This window comes from Roseinatronobacter sp. NSM, assembly GCF_052379845.1.
In the GTDB taxonomy this organism is placed as follows: Bacteria; Pseudomonadota; Alphaproteobacteria; order Rhodobacterales; family Rhodobacteraceae; genus Roseinatronobacter.
This window is the reverse complement of sequence record NZ_JBQTCF010000071.1, coordinates 1-5565: the sequence shown is the minus strand read 5'-3', so window position 1 is coordinate 5565 and position 5565 is coordinate 1. Positions and strand designations below refer to the sequence as shown.

The 5565-nt window shown below is 49.8% G+C and carries 2 tRNA genes and 2 rRNA genes; all 4 read right to left on the bottom strand.

The features are described 5' to 3' along the window. Window positions 1-2853: ribosomal RNA gene (locus ACTZWY_RS19470) — 23S ribosomal RNA — on the bottom strand; the annotation flags it as partial. Between the two features lie 326 nt (window positions 2854-3179). Next, window positions 3180-3255: transfer RNA gene (locus ACTZWY_RS19465), tRNA-Ala, on the bottom strand. A gap of 9 nt (window positions 3256-3264) precedes the next feature. After that, a tRNA-Ile gene (locus ACTZWY_RS19460) sits at window positions 3265-3341 on the bottom strand. Window positions 3342-3405: 64 nt separating this feature from the next. Continuing rightward, window positions 3406-4950, bottom strand: a 16S ribosomal RNA gene (locus ACTZWY_RS19455). Window positions 4951-5565 lie beyond the last annotated feature (615 nt).

Genomic DNA, 5565 nt, shown 5'->3' with positions numbered 1-5565 from the left:
CGCCTCACAGCGCTTACACACCCTGCCTATCAACGTTCTAGTCTCGAACAACCCTTTAGGACACTTATAGTGCCAGGGAGAACTCATCTCAGGGCTCGCTTCGCGCTTAGATGCTTTCAGCGCTTATCAATTCCGAACTTAGCTACCGGGCAATGCCACTGGCGTGACAACCCGAACACCAGAGGTTCGTCCACTCCGGTCCTCTCGTACTAGGAGCAGCCCCCTTCAATTCTCCAACGCCCACGGCAGATAGGGACCGAACTGTCTCACGACGTTCTAAACCCAGCTCGCGTACCACTTTAAATGGCGAACAGCCATACCCTTGGGACCGACTTCAGCCCCAGGATGTGATGAGCCGACATCGAGGTGCCAAACACCGCCGTCGATATGAACTCTTGGGCGGTATCAGCCTGTTATCCCCGGAGTACCTTTTATCCGTTGAGCGATGGCCCTTCCATTCAGAACCACCGGATCACTATGACCTGCTTTCGCACCTGCTCGAACCGTCATTCTCGCAGTTAAGCGGGCTTATGCCATTGCACTAACCTCACGATGTCCAACCGTGATTAGCCCACCTTCGTGCTCCTCCGTTACTCTTTGGGAGGAGACCGCCCCAGTCAAACTACCCACCAGGCACTGTCCGCAACCCCGATTAGGGGCCAACGTTAGAACATCAAAACTACAAGGGTGGTATTTCAAGGTCGACTCCACGCAAACTAGCGTCTGCGCTTCAAAGTCTCCCACCTATCCTACACATGTAGGTTCAATGTTCAGTGCCAAGCTGTAGTAAAGGTTCACGGGGTCTTTCCGTCTAGCCGCGGGTACACTGCATCTTCACAGCGATTTCAATTTCACTGAGTCTCGGGTGGAGACAGCGTGGCCATCATTACGCCATTCGTGCAGGTCGGAACTTACCCGACAAGGAATTTCGCTACCTTAGGACCGTTATAGTTACGGCCGCCGTTTACCGGGGCTTCGATCAAGAGCTTCGACTTGCGTCTAACCCCATCAATTAACCTTCCGGCACCGGGCAGGCGTCACACCGTATACGTCATCTTGCGATTTTGCACAGTGCTGTGTTTTTAATAAACAGTTGCAGCCACCTGGTATCTGCGACTCTCAATAGCTCCATCCGCAAGGGACTTCACCGTCAAGAGCGTACCTTCTCCCGAAGTTACGGTACCATTTTGCCTAGTTCCTTCACCCGAGTTCTCTCAAGCGCCTTGGTATTCTCTACCCGACCACCTGTGTCGGTTTGGGGTACGATTTCTTATGAACTGAAGCTTAGAGGCTTTTCCTGGAAGCATGGCATCAATGACTTCACTGCCGTAGCAGCTCGACGTCGTGTCTCAGCCTAACAAGAAACCGGATTTACCTAGTCTCTTAGCCTACGCACTTGAACCAGGACAACCGTCGCCTGGCCCACCTAGCCTTCTCCGTCCCCCCATCGCATTCATAAGAAGTACGGGAATATTAACCCGTTTCCCATCGACTACGCCTTTCGGCCTCGCCTTAGGGGTCGACTTACCCTGCCCCGATTAACGTTGGACAGGAACCCTTGGTCTTCCGGCGGGGAGGTTTTTCACCCCCCTTGTCGTTACTCATGTCAGCATTCGCACTTCTGATACCTCCAGCAAACCTTACAGTTCACCTTCAACGGCTTACAGAACGCTCCCCTACCCAATACGATAAATCGCATTGCCGCAGCTTCGGTGTATTGCTTAGCCCCGTTACATCTTCCGCGCAGGCCGACTCGACTAGTGAGCTATTACGCTTTCTTTAAATGATGGCTGCTTCTAAGCCAACATCCTAGCTGTCTAAGCCTTCCCACATCGTTTCCCACTTAGCAATACTTTGGGACCTTAGCTGGCGGTCTGGGTTGTTTCCCTCTTCACGACGGACGTTAGCACCCGCCGTGTGTCTCCCGGATAGTACTTACTGGTATTCGGAGTTTGCAAAGGGTTGGTAAGTCGGGATGACCCCCTAGCCTTAACAGTGCTCTACCCCCAGTAGTATTCGTCCGAGGCGCTACCTAAATAGCTTTCGGGGAGAACCAGCTATCTCCGAGTTTGATTGGCCTTTCACCCCTAGCCACAAGTCATCCGCTAATTTTTCAACATTAGTCGGTTCGGTCCTCCAGTTGATGTTACTCAACCTTCAACCTGCCCATGGCTAGATCACCCGGTTTCGGGTCTATATCCAGAGACTAAAACGCCCAGTTAAGACTCGGTTTCCCTACGGCTCCCCTATTTGGTTAACCTTGCCACTGAATATAAGTCGCTGACCCATTATACAAAAGGTACGCAGTCACCCCATTAAAGAGGCTCCTACTGCTTGTACGTACACGGTTTCAGGTTCTATTTCACTCCCCTCACAGGGGTTCTTTTCGCCTTTCCCTCACGGTACTGGTTCACTATCGGTCAGTCAGGAGTATTTAGCCTTGGAGGATGGTCCCCCCATATTCAGACAGGATATCACGTGTCCCGCCCTACTCGATTTCACTTTGCTAACGCTAACGGCTACGGGGCTATCACCCGGTATCGCGTGCCTTTCCAGAACACTTCGCCTGACGCTAATAAAGCTTAAGGGCTAATCCAATTTCGCTCGCCGCTACTTTCGGAATCTCGGTTGATTTCTTCTCCTCGGGGTACTTAGATGTTTCAGTTCCCCCGGTTTGCCTCGCTGCGCTATGTATTCACGCAGCGATAAGTGCTTATGCACTTGGGTTTCCCCATTCGGAAATCGTAGACTCAAGTGGCTTTTACTGCCTCATCTACGCTTATCGCAAGTTAATACGTCCTTCATCGCCTCTGACTGCCTAGGCATCCACCGTGTACGCTTAGTCACTTAACCATACAACCCCAAAGGGTCTTTGGCTTCTTGCTTTCACGAAAGTGAAAACAAACAAGCGACCAAGTTGTCTCGCGTTTAATTTACATGAGTGCGAGACAGATTTTGCCGGACTCAATTTTGAAAATCATCCGAAGATGTTTTTCACCAAGCACACTTGAATGTGTATTTTTGGTCTTTATCAAAAGATAAAGATTGAGAACTTTACAAGTAACTCATCAATGAAGATAAGTTACTTTGTCAGCTTTCCAAATTGTTAAAGAGCAAGATTTGTCGTTACAAAAACAACGAAACCATTTCTAAAGATTCTGTCTAAAAACCCTTAAAGATGGTGGAGCTATGCGGGATCGAACCGCAGACCTCCTGCGTGCAAGGCAGGCGCTCTCCCAGCTGAGCTATAGCCCCATCGTTAAGTGGTGGGTCTGAGTGGACTCGAACCACCGACCTCTCGCTTATCAGGCGAACGCTCTAACCACCTGAGCTACAGACCCACTATTCTCTTTTATCTAAACCAATTCAATCTGTGTGAACACTCATCAATGCACAATCTTTACGTAAGGAGGTGATCCAGCGCCAGGTTCCCCTAGCGCTACCTTGTTACGACTTCACCCCAGTCATGAACCACAAAGTGGCAAGCGTCCTCCCGAAGGTTAAACTACCTGCTTCTTTTGCAGCCCACTCCCATGGTGTGACGGGCGGTGTGTACAAGGCCCGGGAACGTATTCACCGTGGCATTCTGATCCACGATTACTAGCGATTCCGACTTCATGGAGTCGAGTTGCAGACTCCAATCCGGACTACGACGCACTTTTTGGGATTCGCTCACTATCGCTAGCTCGCCGCCCTCTGTATGCGCCATTGTAGCACGTGTGTAGCCCTACTCGTAAGGGCCATGATGACTTGACGTCGTCCCCACCTTCCTCCGGTTTATCACCGGCAGTCTCCCTGGAGTTCCCGACATGACTCGCTGGCAAACAAGGATAAGGGTTGCGCTCGTTGCGGGACTTAACCCAACATTTCACAACACGAGCTGACGACAGCCATGCAGCACCTGTCTTACAGTTCCCGAAGGCACTCCCGCGTCTCCGCAGGATCCTGTAGATGTCAAGAGTAGGTAAGGTTCTTCGCGTTGCATCGAATTAAACCACATGCTCCACCGCTTGTGCGGGCCCCCGTCAATTCATTTGAGTTTTAATCTTGCGACCGTACTCCCCAGGCGGTCTACTTAACGCGTTAGCTCCGAAAGCCACGGCTCAAGGCCACAACCTCCAAGTAGACATCGTTTACAGCGTGGACTACCAGGGTATCTAATCCTGTTTGCTCCCCACGCTTTCGCATCTGAGTGTCAGTATCTGTCCAGGGGGCCGCCTTCGCCACCGGTATTCCTTCAGATCTCTACGCATTTCACCGCTACACCTGAAATTCTACCCCCCTCTACAGTACTCTAGCCTGCCAGTTTCAAATGCAACTCCGAGGTTGAGCCCCGGGCTTTCACATCTGACTTAACAAACCACCTGCATGCGCTTTACGCCCAGTAATTCCGATTAACGCTCGCACCCTCCGTATTACCGCGGCTGCTGGCACGGAGTTAGCCGGTGCTTCTTCTGTCGCTAACGTCAAAGAATACCGCTATTAACGATACCCCCTTCCTCACGACTGAAAGTACTTTACAACCCGAAGGCCTTCTTCATACACGCGGCATGGCTGCATCAGGCTTGCGCCCATTGTGCAATATTCCCCACTGCTGCCTCCCGTAGGAGTCTGGACCGTGTCTCAGTTCCAGTGTGGCTGATCATCCTCTCAGACCAGCTAGGGATCGTCGCCTTGGTGAGCCATTACCTCACCAACTAGCTAATCCCACCTGGGCATATCCTGACGCGAGAGGCCCGAAGGTCCCCCTCTTTGGCCCGTAGGCATTATGCGGTATTAGCCATCGTTTCCAATGGTTATCCCCCACATCAGGGCAATTTCCCAGGCATTACTCACCCGTCCGCCGCTCGTCAGCAAAGAAAGCAAGCTTCCTTCCTGTTACCGCTCGACTTGCATGTGTTAGGCCTGCCGCCAGCGTTCAATCTGAGCCATGATCAAACTCTTCAATTTAAGTTCTTTTTGGCTCAATGAATACTGACTCTAAATTACCTAGCTCCTATAAATAGAAGCGTAATTCAAAGCTATTATCGTTCCAACAGAACGATAATGAATTGACTGTGCCGATAGTGCTAAAAGCCCTATCAATTTGGTCACTCAGTTCATTGAAACCGAAGTGCTTATTGCTAAGCATTTTGATTATCATCAACGAGTGCCCACACAGATTGATTGGTTTAAATTGTTAAAGAACGCTTCCTAGTTAACTTAGTCAACTCGGAAGAGGCAGCTATTTTAGCGAGATAAACTTTCGTGTCAAACACTTTTTTCATTTATCTTTTCAAGGTAAAAACCTTTTTAAAACAACTTACTGACTGGCTTAATAATTTAAGCTTTACCTTGTCAGCGAGGCGGCATTATAGAGATCAACATCACATTGGCAAGCACTTTTTTGAACTTTTTTGCCAATCAATAAACAAGCGTACAAAAACAAAGCAAACAGAACAAAACCAACCATATTTCGTTACATCTGATTAAACTGATTAGCGAAATTAGTCACCTTTTGCCAATTTGTGTACTCCACCTCTTTCGTAGTATCCGTTTCTCCACCAGTTAAACTCATAATAAAGC